Source organism: Vibrio sp. 10N.222.48.A3 (assembly GCF_041475345.1).
GTDB classification, from domain to species: Bacteria; Pseudomonadota; Gammaproteobacteria; order Enterobacterales; family Vibrionaceae; genus Vibrio; species Vibrio tasmaniensis_A.
The window spans coordinates 1-676 of sequence record NZ_JBFRVX010000715.1; the positions used below are offsets into that span (position 1 = coordinate 1).

General features: G+C 42.3%; 1 protein-coding gene. It reads left to right on the forward strand.

The features are described from left to right. Positions 1-23 precede the first annotated feature (23 nt). On the forward strand, positions 24-676 hold a 653-nt coding region (locus AB4653_RS18805; protein WP_372104980.1), incomplete at its 3' end, for a bifunctional precorrin-2 dehydrogenase/sirohydrochlorin ferrochelatase.

Sequence of the window (676 nt, forward strand, 5' to 3'; positions counted from 1 at the left end):
TTGAAGTAGTCTCAAGGAAGAACATGCGTTATTTCCCAATGTTTTTGGATGTAGAGAATAAGCCAATTCTAGTGGTTGGTGGGGGCGAGGTTGCTTGCCGAAAAGTCGACAGTTTGCTGCGAGCGGGTGCTAATGTAACTTTGGTTTCTCCTAAGGTCGCACCTTACTTAAAAGAGCTAGCCGATGAAGACAAACTTCGTTGGGTTCAAAATTTTTACTCGTCACAGCTTATCTCGAAAAACTACTTACAAGTGTGGGCAACGACCGACAACCCAAACCTAAATCATCAAGTACATAATGATGCAAAAAAAATGGGTATTCTTGTCAATGTGGTCGATGACTTACCCTATTGTGACTTCATCACACCCTCAATGATAAATCGCGGACGAATCCAAATAGCGATCTCAAGTGGGGGAGCATCACCTGTTTTGGTGAGAAATATTAGAGAAAAACTCGAAACTGTATTGCCACAGAACATAGGTTTGATAGCGGACTTCGGTGCATCAAAACGCAATTCAATTAAAGAGTCCTTTCCTACTGTTGATGAACGCCGAAAATTCTGGGAGCGCTTTTTGTCGTCCAGTTTTATTAATCAAGTGACGGATAGGGATCAACTTGAATCGTACTATCAACAGTCGTTGACTGAGCAAGTTGATAGTGAAGGGCAGGTCACTTG